At 63.7% G+C, this 13,884-nt stretch carries 15 protein-coding genes; 9 read left to right on the plus strand and 6 right to left on the minus strand.

Going from position 1 to position 13,884, the window contains the following annotated elements:
- From Q7I88_RS16150 to Q7I88_RS16165, 4 genes are all read left to right on the plus strand, one after another.
- Positions 1-729 (plus strand): HAD-IA family hydrolase, encoded by a 729-nt coding sequence (locus Q7I88_RS16150; protein ID WP_305096932.1) that lies wholly within the window; start codon positions 1-3, stop codon positions 727-729.
- A gap of 14 nt (positions 730-743) precedes the next feature.
- Positions 744-1,418, plus strand: coding sequence for a dihydroxyacetone kinase subunit DhaL (dhaL, locus tag Q7I88_RS16155; protein WP_305096933.1), 675 nt, complete (start codon positions 744-746; stop codon positions 1,416-1,418).
- 28 nt (positions 1,419-1,446) lie between these two features.
- A complete protein-coding gene (dhaK, locus tag Q7I88_RS16160; RefSeq protein WP_305096934.1) occupies positions 1,447-2,439 on the plus strand; it encodes a dihydroxyacetone kinase subunit DhaK in 993 nt (330 codons plus the stop codon).
- A gap of 330 nt (positions 2,440-2,769) precedes the next feature.
- Entirely contained in the window at positions 2,770-4,032 is a 1,263-nt protein-coding gene (locus tag Q7I88_RS16165; protein ID WP_305096935.1) for a tyrosine-type recombinase/integrase, read from the plus strand.
- Positions 4,033-4,234: 202 nt separating this feature from the next.
- Here the strand turns inward: Q7I88_RS16165 and dmeF are convergent, their stop codons facing one another.
- From dmeF to Q7I88_RS16195, 6 genes are all read right to left on the minus strand, one after another.
- Positions 4,235-5,194, minus strand: a complete 960-nt coding sequence (gene dmeF, locus Q7I88_RS16170) for a CDF family Co(II)/Ni(II) efflux transporter DmeF (protein WP_305096936.1) — start codon at positions 5,192-5,194, stop codon at positions 4,235-4,237.
- A 130-nt stretch (positions 5,195-5,324) separates the two neighbouring features.
- Complete coding sequence (locus Q7I88_RS16175; RefSeq protein WP_305096937.1) at positions 5,325-6,380, minus strand: copper resistance protein B; 1,056 nt, start codon at positions 6,378-6,380, stop codon at positions 5,325-5,327.
- Positions 6,380-8,197, minus strand: a complete 1,818-nt coding sequence (locus Q7I88_RS16180; protein WP_305096938.1) for a copper resistance system multicopper oxidase — start codon at positions 8,195-8,197, stop codon at positions 6,380-6,382. The genes Q7I88_RS16175 and Q7I88_RS16180 overlap by 1 nt, the downstream gene beginning before the upstream one ends.
- Positions 8,198-8,229: 32 nt before the next feature.
- On the minus strand, positions 8,230-8,790 hold the full coding sequence (locus Q7I88_RS16185) for an RNA polymerase sigma factor (RefSeq protein ID WP_305096939.1): 561 nt from the start codon (positions 8,788-8,790) through the stop codon (positions 8,230-8,232).
- A gap of 6 nt (positions 8,791-8,796) precedes the next feature.
- Positions 8,797-9,204 carry a Spy/CpxP family protein refolding chaperone gene (locus tag Q7I88_RS16190; RefSeq protein WP_305096940.1) on the minus strand — a complete coding sequence of 136 codons (408 nt, stop codon included), beginning with the start codon at positions 9,202-9,204 and terminating at the stop codon, positions 8,797-8,799.
- Positions 9,205-9,233: 29 nt separating this feature from the next.
- Entirely contained in the window at positions 9,234-9,518 is a 285-nt protein-coding gene (locus Q7I88_RS16195; protein WP_305096941.1) for a hypothetical protein, read from the minus strand.
- A gap of 199 nt (positions 9,519-9,717) precedes the next feature.
- Between Q7I88_RS16195 and Q7I88_RS16200 the strand changes: the two genes are divergently transcribed.
- Genes Q7I88_RS16200 through Q7I88_RS16220 form a run of 5 tightly spaced genes read left to right on the plus strand, consistent with a single transcriptional unit; the run spans position 9,718 to position 13,826 of the window.
- Complete coding sequence (locus tag Q7I88_RS16200; protein WP_305096942.1) at positions 9,718-10,329, plus strand: DUF2231 domain-containing protein; 612 nt, start codon at positions 9,718-9,720, stop codon at positions 10,327-10,329.
- A gap of 20 nt (positions 10,330-10,349) precedes the next feature.
- Positions 10,350-10,814, plus strand: coding sequence for a DUF411 domain-containing protein (locus Q7I88_RS16205; protein ID WP_305096943.1), 465 nt, complete (start codon positions 10,350-10,352; stop codon positions 10,812-10,814).
- Between the two features lie 20 nt (positions 10,815-10,834).
- Positions 10,835-11,218, plus strand: a complete 384-nt coding sequence (locus tag Q7I88_RS16210; RefSeq protein WP_305096944.1) for a hypothetical protein — start codon at positions 10,835-10,837, stop codon at positions 11,216-11,218.
- A 29-nt stretch (positions 11,219-11,247) separates the two neighbouring features.
- A complete protein-coding gene (locus tag Q7I88_RS16215; RefSeq protein WP_305096945.1) occupies positions 11,248-11,517 on the plus strand; it encodes a hypothetical protein in 270 nt (89 codons plus the stop codon).
- Positions 11,514-13,826 (plus strand): copper-transporting P-type ATPase, encoded by a 2,313-nt coding sequence (locus Q7I88_RS16220; protein ID WP_305096946.1) that lies wholly within the window; start codon positions 11,514-11,516, stop codon positions 13,824-13,826. Before Q7I88_RS16215 ends, Q7I88_RS16220 begins: the two co-directional genes overlap by 4 nt.
- Positions 13,827-13,884: the final 58 nt, after the last annotated feature.

The raw sequence follows: 13,884 nt of genomic DNA on the forward strand, positions 1-13,884 counted from the left end.
ATGATCGAAGCGCTGATTTTCGACTGCGACGGCGTCCTCGTCGACACCGAGCGCGACGCGCACCGCGTCGGCTTCAACAAGGCTTTTGCCGAATTCGGCATCGACGCCGAATGGAGCGTGGAGCTCTATGCCCGGCTGCTGCTCACCGCGGGCGGCAAGGAACGCATGAAGGTCTATTTCGACGAGTTCGGTTGGCCCGAGGACAAAGTCGCTGAATACGGCGGCAGGGACGAGCTTATCGCCGCGCTGCACAAGGAAAAGACCCGGATCACGTCCGAGATCGTCTCCGATCTGCCGGTGCGCCCCGGCGTGCTGCGGATCATCGACGAGGCGATCGCGGCGGGCGTTCGGCTCGGAGTGTGCACGACCTCGAACCCGAAGTTCATCGATGCCGTACTCGACCTGTTCGGGCCGGAACGGAAGGCCAGGTTCGAGTTCGTCCATGCCGGAGACGTCGTCTCCAGGAAGAAGCCCGATCCGGAAATATACGAGCTGGCCAAGCGCTCGCTCGGCCTTCCGCCCGAGCGCTGCGTGGTGATCGAGGACAGCCGCAACGGCCTGCTGGCCGCCAAGGGCGCAGGGTTCCCCTGCCTGATCACCACCAGCACCTACACGGTCGACGAGGACCTGTCCGAAGCCGACCGCATCGTTCCCGAACTGGGGGACGAACCGAATGTCAACGTGACGCTCGCCGACCTGGACGAGCTGGCCGCGGCCCCCGCGGCCTGAGGGAGAAGACGGCAATGTCCGTGATTACGCAGGAAATGATCGAAAAGGCGCTGCAGACCACCGCCGACACGGTCATTCGCAACGAGCACTATTTTTCCGACCTCGACGGTCTCGCCGGCGACGGCGACTTCGGCACTTCGCTGGCCTCGGGCTTCAAGGCCATGAACCGCGAATGGGACGAGATCGACAAGAGCTCGATCGGCGCGATGATGCTGAAGATATCGATGATTTGCTCCAAGCACGTCGGTGGCAGCTCGGGCCCGATCTGGGGAACCGGCTTCATGAAAGCCGCCATGCCGACCCGCGGCAAGACCGAGATCACCCTCGCCGAGGCGGCCGAGCTGCTGCAAAGCGCGATCGACGGCATCATGGCGCGCGGCGGCGCCAAGCGCGGCGACAAGACCCTACTCGATGCGCTGTTCCCGGTGCACGAAGCCATGTCCGAGCATGCCGAAGCAGGCGACACCGCCGCCGCGCTGAAAGATGCCGCCACGGCCGCCGACGCTGCGGTCGACGAGACCCGCGCCCTGCGCGCCGGCCGCGGCCGCGCCAGCCAGGTCGGCGAGCGCAGCACCAATACCCCGGATCCCGGCATCGTCGCCATCGCCACCATCCTTCAGGACTGGTGCAAGGCGTTCGGCGTCGAGAGCCATCCGACGGCCGAAGAGGTCAAGAAAGCCATCGCCTGAACACGCATTCCACGGAGAGGAAAGACCGATGAAGAAGTTCGTCAACAACCCCGACAATTTCGTGCCAGACTTCATGGCCGGCGTGGCTGCCGCCAACCCGGACCTGCTCGAGTACGTCCCCGAATTCCAGATGATGACCCGCAAGGACATCGGCAGCGGCAAGGTCTCGATCGTTCAGGGCTCGGGCTCGGGCCACGAGCCGGCCCACGTCATGGCCGTCGGCCCGGGCATGCTCACCGGCGCTTGCCAGGGCCCGGTGTTCGCCGCCCCGCCGGTGGATGCCTGCTATGAAACCATCAAGGCGTGCAATTCCGACGCCGGCGTCCTGGTGCTGGTCAACAATTACCAGGGCGACCGCATGGCCTGGGACATGGCCACCGAAATGGCCCAGGCCGAAGGCATCAACGTGCGCCAGTTCTGGATCAACGACGACGTCGCGGTCGAGGACAGTCTCTACACCGTTGGCCGCCGCGGCGTGGCCGGCAACTTCTTCGTCATCAAGTGCTGCGGCGCTGCGGCCGAGCAGGGCGCGAACCTCGACGAGGTCGAAGCGATTGCCGAGAAGGTCAACAAGAACGTCCGCACGATGGGCGTGGCGCTGACCAGCTGCATTCCGCCGGCCAAGGGCACCCCGATCTTCGACATCGGCGACGACGAGATGGAAGTCGGGGTGGGCATTCACGGCGAGCCCGGCCGTCGCCGCGAGAAAATCAAGAGCGGCAACGAGATCGTCGACGAGCTGTTCGAAGCGGTGCGCAGCGACTTGCCGTTCGAGAAGGGCGACCGCGTCGCGCTGATGGTCAATGGTCTCGGCGGTACGCCGATCACCGAGCTGTACCTGATGTACGCCCGCGCTGCAGAACTGGCCGAGAAGGCCGGCCTGACCGTAGCCCGCAACTATGTCGGCGAGTACTGCACCAGTCTCGAGATGGCCGGTGCCTCGATCACCATGCTCGAGCTCGACGACCAGCTCGAAAAATTGCTCGACGCGCCCGCCAAGGTCGCCGCACGCATCTTCTGAGCGCCGCTATAGGTCCGACCAAGGATCGCAAAGGCCCGCCCATCGCAAGATCGGCGGGCCTTTTTTTGCGTCCACTGCACGGTCGCCGCCGCGCCGAATCGAGCTGAATGTGGTGAGCCCTGCTGGGTTCGAACCAGCGACCTACTGATTAAAAGCCGTAAGTCGGACATTTTCCGGATCGTCCCAGAACCTCCCAAATTGTCTTCTATACTCCTGATAGGACGGTACTTTTTGCGCTCACTACGCTCCCAAACGTTCTTGCATTGTTCCGACAAATCGCGCATACGGTGAATCCTAGGTGAATCCTTTTTCTGACCCACTGATCCCGCTATGTCCAAACGTGTTGCCCCTCTTACAGCCCTTCAGATCTCGAAGACCAAGCCGCACCCCAGTCGCACGATAGAACTCGTGGATGGTGCCGTTCCGGGTCTACGATTGCGAATAGCGCCATCAGGCGGGAAGTCGTGGTCGCTGGCCATGCGCGCCAGTGGCATCATGCGCCGGTTTGATGTCGGCAATGGCCTCAGCCTTGGAGAAGCGCGCAAGAAAGCCGAAGAACTTCGGCTCGCGATCAAGGATGGTGCAGATCCCACGGCCGACAGGCGAGCGGCTCGGCTCAAGGCGCTGTCTGCTGTCGAAGGCATAGGCACGTTTGGCTCGGTTATCGATACCTACTTCACGATCGGCAATGGCGCGGGGCTCAAGACGGGCAAGGTGCAACAGAAGCACCTTCGCTCATTCTTCAAGTCCATGCTGGCCCGGCCCGCAATCGACGTCCGCTCCGCCGAGATTCAGCTGGCCATCGACGCTCATCCGGCGAAGGTAACGGCCGCCCGCGCGGCCGGTTACATCGGCCCTGTCATTAAATGGGCGAGCAAGCGCGACCTGATGCGCGGCCCGTTCAATTTGGAGAAGCCTATTACTGGTGCACCGCGCCAACGGGTGCTTTCGGAAACTGAACTCAAAAGACTGCTCCCCACGCTCGATGATGCATATGGCCGCTGTTGCCTCTTCCTGCTGTTGACGGCGGCGCGACGAAGCGAAGCTGCCAATGCGACGTGGGACCAGGTCGATCTCAAGAAGAAGATCTGGACCATTCCGGGCGAAGGCCGGAAGGACACCCGCGAGCAAGTGCGGCGGAAGGGGAAACCGAAGGAAGCGCTGGAAATCCCGCTCTCTGAACAGGCGCTCAAGATCCTGAAGCAACAGAGGCGTCTCGTCCGCGCGAGAAATGAGGAAGTGGTGGATGGTCATCTCGGACCCAAGCCCTTCGACCGAATCTTCACAACCGAACAGGGCGGCCCGCTCATTAACTGGAGCCGGTGGCTCAGAGGCAACGCGAAAAGATGCGCTGTGGCAGGTTGGTCGGCCCATGCATTGCGGCGTACTGCGGCGACAATTGCCGGCGACCTAGGCGCCCCGCCGCACGTCATTTCTGTCATGCTCGGACATTCTAACATCGGAGGCCAGCTCATCGCTGGTTACAACAAGTCACGATATCGCGAAGAGCATACTGCGCTCATGCAACAGATCGGAAATCGGATCGACCAGATTTTGAAAGGCAAAGCTCAGAAGGCGAATTCCAGCCAATGAACTTCGTCATCAGCGCGAAGGGCAGAAGAGGCATCGAATTCGATCTTTTTTTCGTTTTATTCCCAAGAACTTACTAAATTCGGCTTAGCCAAAAGGCCCGCAGATGCCGCTTAATGTACTGGTTTGATGCCTTTTTCGGGACTCGAAGCTACTTTCCTAAGACCAATTTTCGGTTACGCCACCCCTCTTGCGGAGGCTCTTGTCACGCCGCGCGCAGTTCCGGGTGAGCACCCCGACACCTGTGGGCTTCGACAGTGACGTGAACGTATTCCTCGTGGACGGACAACCGTGCGGCGTAATCGGCGGGCTCCAGCGGCTCGGCGGCCACCAGCGAGACGACCGCAGCGTACTTACCAGGCCCAACGCGCCAGATGTGCAGGTCGGTCACAGTGGCGTCTGTGTCTTCGATCGTATCCCGAACCTCAGTATACTGGGCACTGTCGGCTTCGGCATCGACCAGCACGCCTGCAGTGTCGCGCAGGAGGGTCCACGACCATCGACCGATTACGACTGCACCGACCAGACCCATGGCGGCATCCATCCATGCCCACCCGAGAAATCTCCCGGCCAGAAGCGCAGCGATAGCGAGGACCGAAGTGAGAGCGTCCGCAAGTACATGGAAGTAGGCGGAACGCAGATTGTTGTCGGCATGCGCATGGTCATGATCGTGACCATGCCCGTGATCATGCGTGTGCCCGTGATGGTGATCGGCTCCCAGCAACCTTGCGCTCAAGATGTTTACCAGCAATCCCAGCACAGCGATCCAGATTGCCTCGCTATAAGCGATAGCTGACGGGTTAATCAGCCGCTGAACCGATTCAGCAGCGATCCCGATCGCGAAGATGGCCAGCACCAGCGCGCTGGCAAAACCCGCCAGATCGCCCACTTTCCCGGTTCCGAAAGTAAACCGCGGATTGTCGGCGTGCCGGCGCGCAAACCAGTATGCGAAGGCCGCGACACCCAATGCTCCGGCGTGGGTCGCCATGTGAATGCCGTCCGCAAGCAACGCCATCGATCCGGTCCAGAGGCCGGCGACAATTTCAATCACCATCATGACCGCGGTCAGCGCGACGACATAGCGCGTGCGGCGCTCGTTCGCCTCGTGCGATGTACTCAGAAAGTTGTGGCTGTGCGCGAAGTCGGAATTGTCGGCGTGATGCATCGGGTTGCCCTGATCGGAATGAGACAGCTTTTGGGTTCAGGGCAGGTGATACGTTGCCCGGACCGCCACTGGTAGTCGTTGACTGTCTCTAACGGTATGAACGGGCCGGTGCAATTCGCCGTCCGGTCTGTCAAAACCAGAAACGCACACCCACCACGTAATTCGTCAGGCTGGTATCTTCTCCGGCGAGCCGCGCATAATCGGCGCTGCCGCCGATCTTCCACTCCTGCTCGATGCCGACATAAGGTGCAAATTCGCGCGCGAATTCATAGCGCAGGCGAACGCCGAGCTCTACACTGTCGAGACCCGCGCCGATCCCCAGTTCGGGAATATCCTGTGCCGCCAGATTGAATTCTGCGCGCGGCTGCAGGATCAAGCGTTGCGTGATGCGCTGATCGAGCTCGGCCTCCACCCGGGCAGTCAGATCGCCTTCGGTTGACAGGAAGGCGGCCGCATCGACCTCGAACATGTAGGGCGCAAGGCCCTGAATACCGATGACCGCATGGGTGCGCGCCGGGCCGGTCAGGTCCTGCCGCACGCCTGCCTGCAGGTCCCACCATGGGCCAATCGCATGACTCCACAGGCCCTGCACTTCGGCCGATTCCGGCTTTTCGCCAAAGCTGCCTTCGCCTTCGCTCTTGAACCAGAACTTGTCGATGTCACCGCCGTAATATCCCTGGACATCCCACAGATAGCCATCGCTTCCGCCGCGTGCGCGGTACTCGGCGCGGTCGGCCTGAAACCAGAACACCGGCATGCCGCTGACTTCGCGGACCACCGACGCGCGCGATGCCGCCATTCGGTCGGCGCCGACAAAGGCATCGGCGGCATGGGCCGGACCTTCGAAGGCCCGAGGTGGCGGCGGTCCCTGCGGAATCGGCGCGTGCCGCTCCATCGCTCCATGGTCCATGCCAGAGCGCTCCATGGTGGAATGGTCCATCGAACCGTCGTCCAACTCCTCCGCCGGTGCGGCGGCTGGACAGGTCGGCATGGCCATGGCACCGTGGGCCGAGTGATCCGTCGGCTGGCCCGTAGGCTGCAAATCCGCCGGACATTGCTCCGGCTTCTTGGCCTGCGCATCTGCTTCGGCCACAGGCGAGGCTGCCGGGCTATGATCGTGGTCCTGCGCCAGCGCCGTACTGGGGATGGCGACCAACGGCAGAAGGATAAGCATTGCCCCGCGCATCACCCGATCTCCCCCTGTAGCGGGCGGACGGTGACGACCTGAAACATGCCGCTGTGCATGTGGTAAATGAGGTGGCAGTGGAAGGCCCAGTCACCGGGCGCGTTGGCCGTCAGGTCGAACTGCGCGCTGCCGCCCGGTTGCACGACGAGCGTGTGCTTCAGCGGCTGGTGGCCGTGCGGGGCACCGTTCACCAGCTCGAAGAAGTGACCGTGCAGGTGGATCGGGTGCGCCATCATGGTGTCGTTCACCAATTTCACGCGCACGCGCTCGTTGAGGGCGAAGCGAATGGGATCATCGGTCACGGCGGAGAACTTCTGCCCGTCGAACGACCACATGTAGCGTTCCATGTTGCCGGTCAGGTGGATCTCCTTCATCCGCGTTGGCCGGCGCATGTCGGGGTTCATCCGTGCAGCAACGAGCTGCTTGTAGTCGAGCACCCGGTGCCCGACGTCCGCGAGCCCGATGCCGGGGTCGCCCATCCGGTCGACCGGATTCATCGCCACCATGTCGAGACCCGGCCCGACCGTAACGCTCGGCGGCAGGAGCGAGGTATCGCGCATCGACATGGCGCCCATGTCCATCGCTTCCATTCCGCCTGACGCCGCGTGACTCGTTGTGGGCGTCGCGCCATGGCTCATCGCGCTATGATCCATCGCTCCTTCGACGGCCGCGTTGCCGGTAGAGCCGTGGTTCATGCCCATGTCGGCCATCGTCAGCAGCGGCGGATCGCGCATCGGCGGAACCTGCGCCTGCGCACCGGGACGGCTTACCAGTGTGGCGACGCCCATTCCCGAACGGTCCATCGCCTCGGCCACGATAGCATAGGCGTCGGCCCCGGTGGGTTCGACGATCACATCGTAGGTCTCGGCGTTACCGATCTGAAACTCGTCGGTCTCGACCGGCCGCACGTCCTGTCCGTCAGCAGCGATGACCTTCATTGGCAGGCCGGGAATACGCAGGTTGAAGAAGGTCATCGCGGACGCGTTGATGAACCGCAGACGGACCCGTTCGCCCGGGGTGAAGGCGAACTCGAGCGCGTCCTCCGGGCCGTGGCCGTTGACGAGATAGGTGTAGAGCGGCGCCGAGACATCGGAAATATCGGTCGGCATCATCCGCATACGCGCCCACATCCGGCGCTCGGCGCCAGTGAGCGGGTAGTCGTCGGTGGCGGTCGTCTTCTGGAAATTGAACGGCGCCTCGCCCACCTTCAGCTTCTTCATGATCGCGTGCGGATGCATCGGCGACCAGTCCGACAGCAATACGACGTAGTCGCGGTCGACCTGGTGCGGGTCGCCATCGGCCGGGTCGATGATGATCGGCCCATAATGCCCCATCGGTTCCTGCAACGTGTGGGCATGCCACCAATAGGTGCCGGCCTGCCGGATCGGGAATTCGTAGCGGAACCGTTCGCCCGGCTCGACCGCGGCCATTGTCACGCCCGGCACGCCGTCCATGAGGAATGGCACCAACAGCCCGTGCCAGTGGATCGAGGTTCCCATCGAGCTGTTGTTTACGAGATCGACGACGAGGTTCTGGCCCTCCGTCAGCCGGAGCAGAGGCCCCGGCAGCGTACCGTTCACCGTCACCGCGGGCCCGCTACGGTCACCCGTGGCAAATGCAGCGTCGGCCACCGTCATGGTCAGGCGCTCGCCCGCCAGGACGTCGCTTCCCCTGCGCGCCAGGGTTCCGGCGTGATCGCCCCGCGCCCAGGCCGGCATCGCCTGCCCCAGGCCGATCAGGCTGGCCGCTCCGGCGGTTCGGGTCAGGAATTTACGGCGATCGAGCGCCGGCCCGTCGGTCAAGGATGTGATGCTCATAGTCCAGCTTACGAAATGGAGGCGATCACCCCTCAAAGTAAATCGAGCTTAGCCCGGAGCTGCCTGCGCGCCCGGTAGATGCGGGTTTCGATCGTCTTCTCGGTCACCCCGAGGAGCTCAGCCGCCTCGCGCTGGCTCCGCCCGTCCATCGTGACCAGAACCAGCGGTTCGCGCAGGCTGATCGGCAAGCGTTCGATCGCCCGCTGGACCCGGACAAGCTCCTGCCGGTCGGCGACGAGGGTCTCTGAATCCGGTCCGTCGGTCGCGATCTTCTGTTCGGCATCGAATGTGCTGAATCCCAGCAGCCGGGCGGCCTTGCGGCGGCGCAGCCGGTCGCGGCATTTGTTGAGCGTGATCGTCGTCAGGTAGGCGGCGACCGGGCGCAGGGGGTCGAGCCTGGAACGCGCAAGCCAGGTGGATGCGAGCGCGGCCTGAACGGCATCTTCGGCATCGGCGGTCGAACCGAGCATGCGCATTGCCAGTCCTAGCAGGCGCGGAAGATGAGGCCCGACGAGCTTGCCGAACGCCGACCGGTCACCGGCCCGAACCCGCTCAGTCAGCTCCTCTTCGTTCGTTTCACGCGATCCCGCCACCGTCCGTCATTCACCGGGTTCGCCGGTGAGCGATGTTGCGACCTGGCGATCGAACAGCTCTTGCTGCTGCGGATCAAGCAGTGCGCGCATCGCGAACACATGCCGCACAGTAGCCTTCTGCAAATCGCCCATCCGCGCGTGAACCTCGTCGATCGCGGCAGCGACCTTGGGGCCGTAGGTATGTTCGTCGTTCATGGCAGCAGCCAGTCGGGCGTTGGCGGTGCGCAGCGACAGTTCCAGTTCCTTCCTGTCGACCGCAAACTGCCCTTCGATCTGCTCGAGCTGCGCCCTTTGCGAGGCATTGAGGTCGAGTTCCTCATGCACGAAATCGTGAAGGCCATGTTGCGCCTGCCTGCCACCCCATTCGTTGGCCGCGAAGGCACCGAGGCAACCGGCGAGAATCGCCAGAACCACGGCCAGCAGGATCTGCAGACCGCTGATCTTCACGGTTCGACGTGCAGTAGTGACGCGGGGGAAAGTTCGGCACCATCCATCAGACTGTATCCGCCTGCCTCCGCCCGGGCGGGCGCCTGGGTTATCCCGAAACCGGAACCGAGACCGATAAAGGCCATCCCCGCCATCAGAACGAGCCGAAAGCGGCGGCGCGACACTTCTTCCTGTCGGCCCGCACGCATCCAGACGCCATCCATGAAACCCTCGGGCGGCGAGGGTCGTTGCCGGGCGCCCAGGCTTGCCAGCGCTATGTCCAGTCGGCTTTCGTCGCGCATGTATTTCGGTCCTTTTGCTGCCCTGCTATACGCGAAGCTCCTGCCAACCCCTCAAAAAATTCTGAGGGGTGCTGCTGCGCGAAGCGTAGAGCGTGGCATGTATTCTCCTTTTTCTCTTCGCCGGGCCTCGATCCTGCTGGCGGCAATGTTGTTGCTCTTGCCCACGGCCGGCAGCGCCCACGAGGAGCACAGAGACAATATGAGCGATGCCGAGATGGTGCAGATGGAGGGTGCGTCTTCCATGCACGGAGCGGCCGGCATGCACGGAGCGCGCGAAGCCGACGACCATCACTCTGATGACATGGTCAAGGCGCATGAGCGCGTGGATCAACGCGCTGCGGAGCCGCAGAGCGCACAACAAGCTCTGGACGCGGCGGTCGCGAAAAACCGGGTCACCTCGGTAGGCGACTTTGTCGGACGGTTGCATCCGCTCGCAACACACTTTCCGATAGCTCTCCTGTTGGCCGCGGCCCTGGCGGAACTCCTGCTCGTCGCACGGCCTGCGCTGGGCCTAGAGCGCACAATACGCTTCCTCGTGGCCGGAGGCGCGGTGGGCGCGGTCATTGCCGCCCTGCTCGGATGGTTCGCGGCCGGTTGGCGCCTCGAGGACCGCTCGGAGACGCTCGGACTTCATCGCTGGAACGGAACCGTCATCGCCAGTGTCGCGGTTCTGGCGACGTGGCTGGCGTTCCGTTCGCAAGGGCGGACAGGGCTGCGCGTGGTGCTGGTCGTGATTGCGGTCGCGCTTATCGCGCAAGGCTATCTGGGCGGAGAAATGGTTCTCGGCCCCAACCACCTCGGAATTCGCTGACGAAAATGGAGAATTGCCCGATGCCCACCCGCTTCAGCCAGCCCTCGGGCAAAGCCCTTGCCGCCAGTATACTGCTGGCGCTGGCGGCATGTTCCGGTTCCGCGCAGGCGGCCAGCTACACCATGTTCCGCGATCCGGGCTGCGGCTGCTGCGAGGGTTGGGCCGCGGATGTACGCGAAGGGCTCGGGGCTAATGTGGTCGTCGAAGACAGGGCCGACATGGCTGCTGTCAAAGATCGCGAGGGCGTGCCGGTCAATCTGCGCTCCTGCCACACGATGATCGTCGGCGGTTATGTGATCGAAGGACACGTACCGGCCGCGGATGTCGCCCGCCTTCTGCGCGAACGTCCCGAGGGCATCGAAGGCCTCGCCGTAGCCGGGATGCCCATTGGCTCGCCCGGCATGGAAATGAACGGGCGTACTCAGCCCTACCAGGTGATCGCGTTCGGAAAGTCCGGAGCGACCGTATTCAACAGCTACAACTGACCACCCCAAGGAGACGCATCATGAAAAGAACACTTATCGCCGCGACCGCCGGATTGCTCTTAACCGGGCCTGCTCTTGCCCAGGCTGACCAATCTCCGAAGCCCGCCGAAAAACCACAGATGTGCGAAATGATGCATAATGGCGCCAAGATGAAGGGGATGATGGTCAGGGGCGAGGACGGAGTGATGACCTGCCGGATGATGGACCACTCGCAAATGGATCACTCGCAGATGGATCCTTCTCAGATGGACCATGGAAGGATGGATCATTCGCAGATGAACCACGGTACGATGAACCACGGTACCATGGACCACAGCGCCGCACCGGACGGCCAGACTCCGCCGGCCCCTGCGGCTGAAGCGGCGGCAGATCATGATGCGCATGCAGGGCATGATCCCGAATAGACCGGATTGGCGGGCAGGAGGAATTTGCGATGCATGGCTTCAAGCGGGATCTTTTTGTGTGGGGATGGACCGCGAGCATCTTTCTCCTGCTGACCTATCTGCTGTGCGTCGGGTTCGGGCTGCTGGCGCCTGACAGGCTCCACATGCACGAGGCCTGGGCGCCGCTGCTGCCGGGATTCACATGGCTCACCCCCGCGGGTTTCGCGTGGGGGGCCGTCGGCAGCTTTCTCTATGGCTGGTACGGAGCGGTCCTGCTGGTGCCGCTTTACCGCTTTTTCGCGCGGAGAACGGATGCATGAGCACCTATGTCTGCCCGATGCACCCGGAAGTTCGCCAGGAGGGTCCGGGAGATTGCCCGAAGTGCGGCATGCATCTGGAGCCGGAGCATGAGGCCGCGAAGGATGACGGTCACTCTCACTGCAGCGGACACGCGGGCGCAGGCGAAGCGGATGGCGGGAAATACGATCTGGTTCCGGCAGGCTATGTGGGACCGGTCTATACCTGCCCGATGCACCCGCAGGTGCGGCAGACGCATGCCGGATCCTGCCCGATCTGCGGCATGGGCCTCGAACTCGAATCGGCGGCAATGGTCGCCGACGCGCCGAACCCGGAACTGGTGGACTTCACCCGCCGGTTCTGGATCGGTGCGGTTCTGACCCTGCCGCTCCTGCTCCTCACCATGGGGCCGCTCATCGGGCTGGGAAGCTTGCGTGAGAGCCTCGGCGAGCGAACCGCGATGTGGATCGAATTCGCGCTCGGCACGCCGGTTGTCCTGTGGTGCGGCTGGCCGTTCCTCGTGCGCGGCTGGAAGTCGTTCCGGACGCGAAACCTCAACATGTTCTCGCTGATCGCGATGGGCGTGATCGCGGCGTATATCTTCAGCGTAGTGGCCGTTTTGACGCCCGGCATATTCCCGGATGGATTCCGCAATGCGGAAGGGCACGTCGGGGTCTATTTCGAAGCGGCTGCGGTGATCGTCACGCTGGTCCTGCTCGGCCAGGTGATGGAGCTCCGCGCGCGCGAGGGCACCGGCAAGGCCATCCGCGCGCTGCTCGACCTTGCCGCCAAGACGGCTACGCGTATCAACCCCGACGGCAGCGAGGAGGAACTTGAACTCGAGGATGTCGCGGTGGGCGATAGGCTGCGGGTACGCCCGGGCGACAAGGTCCCGGTCGATGGAATCGTGGTCGACGGCCGCTCCTCGGTCGACGAGAGCATGATCTCGGGCGAGCCCGTACCGGTCGAGAAGACCGCGGGCGACACGCTGACGGGAGCGACGATCAACGGCACGGGCAGCCTTGTGATGGAAGCCCGGCGGATCGGGTCCGACACGATGCTGGCGCAGATCGTCGGCATGGTTGCGGCTGCACAGCGCTCGCGCGCGCCGATCCAGAAATATGCCGACAAGGTGGCCGGCTGGTTCGTGCCGGCGGTGATCGGCGTCGCGGTGCTGGCCTTCGTGGGCTGGGCGGTCTTCGGGCCTTCACCATCCCTGGCCTATGCGCTGGTGGCGGCGGTCTCCGTTCTCATCATCGCATGTCCCTGCGCGCTCGGCCTCGCCACGCCAATGTCGATCATGACCGCCACCGGGCGCGGCGCGCAGGTCGGCGTGCTGATCAAGAACGCCGAGAGCCTCGAACGGTTCGAGAAGATCGACACGCTGATTGTCGACAAGACCGGAACGCTGACCGAAGGGAAGCCCCGCCTCGTCGCGGTCGTGCCTGCAGGCGACGAAGAGGAGACCGAGGTGCTGCGTCTGGCTGCATCGCTCGAGCGCGGATCGGAGCACCCGTTGGCGGAAGCTATCGTAAGCGGCGCGCAAGAACGCGGACTGGTCCTGGCCGACGCCAGCGATTTCGATGCGATTACTGGCAAGGGGGTGAAGGGCACGGTCGACGGGCGTGCTGTCGCGCTCGGCAACCAGGCGCTGCTCGAAGACTTGGGGCTCGCTGGCGGGGATCTCGTCGACAAGGCCAATGCACGGCGGGATCAGGGCGAAACGGTGATGTTCGTCGCGGTTGACGGCAGGCTTGCAGGCCTCGTCAGCGTGGCGGACCCGGTCAAGGAGACGACCCCCGCCGCGCTCAAGGAACTGCACGAGCTTGGCCTGCGCATCATCATGGTGACGGGCGACAACGAAAGGACCGCAAGAGCCGTCGCCGCACGCGTCGGGATCGACGAGATCCGCGCGGACGTTTTGCCCGAGGACAAGGCGCGCATCATCCGCGAACTCCAGGCCGGCGGCGCGAAGGTCGCGATGGCGGGCGACGGCGTGAACGACGCCCCCGCGCTGGCGCAGGCCGATGTCGGCATTGCGATGGGCACTGGCGCCGATGTCGCGATCGAGAGCGCCGGGATCACGCTGGTGAAGGGCAATCTCGACGGGATCGTGCGAGCACGCCGACTTGCCCACGCTACAATGAGCAATATCCGCCAGAACCTGTTCTTTGCCTTGATCTACAATGGAGCCGGCGTGCCGGTGGCGGCGGGCGTACTCTATCCGGTCATGGGGCTGCTCATCAGCCCGATGTTCGCCGCTTTCGCGATGAGCGCTTCTTCGATCTCCGTCGTGCTGAACTCGCTGCGCCTGCGCACGGCGCGCGTGTGAGCGGCGAACACCACGGAAACGAAGGCGCGGATCACGCGCCTCCCTCGCACGAAGCGAA

It is taken from the genome of Croceibacterium aestuarii, from assembly GCF_030657335.1.
In the GTDB taxonomy this organism is placed as follows: domain Bacteria; phylum Pseudomonadota; class Alphaproteobacteria; order Sphingomonadales; family Sphingomonadaceae; genus Croceibacterium_B; species Croceibacterium_B aestuarii.

Coding starts and splice junctions, on each gene's coding strand:
- Q7I88_RS16150 (WP_305096932.1), top strand. CDS start 1: ATGATCGAAGCGCTGATTTTCGACTGCGACGGCGTCCTCGTCGACACC.
- dhaL (WP_305096933.1), top strand. CDS start 744: ATGTCCGTGATTACGCAGGAAATGATCGAAAAGGCGCTGCAGACCACC.
- dhaK (WP_305096934.1), top strand. CDS start 1,447: ATGAAGAAGTTCGTCAACAACCCCGACAATTTCGTGCCAGACTTCATG.
- Q7I88_RS16165 (WP_305096935.1), top strand. CDS start 2,770: ATGTCCAAACGTGTTGCCCCTCTTACAGCCCTTCAGATCTCGAAGACC.
- dmeF (WP_305096936.1), bottom strand. CDS start 5,194: ATGCATCACGCCGACAATTCCGACTTCGCGCACAGCCACAACTTTCTG.
- Q7I88_RS16175 (WP_305096937.1), bottom strand. CDS start 6,380: ATGCGCGGGGCAATGCTTATCCTTCTGCCGTTGGTCGCCATCCCCAGT.
- Q7I88_RS16180 (WP_305096938.1), bottom strand. CDS start 8,197: ATGAGCATCACATCCTTGACCGACGGGCCGGCGCTCGATCGCCGTAAA.
- Q7I88_RS16195 (WP_305096941.1), bottom strand. CDS start 9,518: ATGCGCGACGAAAGCCGACTGGACATAGCGCTGGCAAGCCTGGGCGCC.
- Q7I88_RS16200 (WP_305096942.1), top strand. CDS start 9,718: ATGAGCGATGCCGAGATGGTGCAGATGGAGGGTGCGTCTTCCATGCAC.
- Q7I88_RS16205 (WP_305096943.1), top strand. CDS start 10,350: ATGCCCACCCGCTTCAGCCAGCCCTCGGGCAAAGCCCTTGCCGCCAGT.
- Q7I88_RS16210 (WP_305096944.1), top strand. CDS start 10,835: ATGAAAAGAACACTTATCGCCGCGACCGCCGGATTGCTCTTAACCGGG.
- Q7I88_RS16215 (WP_305096945.1), top strand. CDS start 11,248: ATGCATGGCTTCAAGCGGGATCTTTTTGTGTGGGGATGGACCGCGAGC.
- Q7I88_RS16220 (WP_305096946.1), top strand. CDS start 11,514: ATGAGCACCTATGTCTGCCCGATGCACCCGGAAGTTCGCCAGGAGGGT.